Source organism: Streptomyces iakyrus, from assembly GCF_000717055.1.
GTDB classification, from domain to species: Bacteria; Actinomycetota; Actinomycetes; order Streptomycetales; family Streptomycetaceae; genus Streptomyces; species Streptomyces iakyrus.
In genome coordinates this window covers 1-301 of the sequence record NZ_JNXI01000156.1, presented here as the reverse complement: position 1 = coordinate 301, position 301 = coordinate 1, and the positions used below count along the sequence as shown (strand labels likewise).

General features: G+C 64.8%; 1 protein-coding gene. It reads right to left on the bottom strand.

Annotated elements, in window-relative coordinates; genetic code table 11:
• Positions 1-301 (bottom strand): hypothetical protein (locus tag OO68_RS49125; RefSeq protein ID WP_033314763.1); only part of this gene is annotated, 301 nt, incomplete at both ends.

The following is a 301-nucleotide window of genomic DNA, read 5'->3' as shown; positions in this document are numbered from 1 at the left end:
AGCTCTGGCCGTGGGGCGCGACGATGTTCGACACCGTCTCGACGGGCCCGTTGTCGACCGGAGCTGCGACGGTGAAGGCGCTCGACCACGCTCCCCACACGGTGCCGTCATTGGCGCGGATCCAGAGCGTGTCGATCCCGGAGCCGGATTGGTAGCTGAGCGAGGCGAGCTGGGCGGCCGTGATGTAATTGTCCTGTTTGGCCGACAGCGCCACGCCGTTCAGGACGAAGTGCCCGCCTCCTGTACCCGTGTTCCAGACGTCGTATTGTGTTGCAGGACTGCTGAACGGATCGCTGTAGGT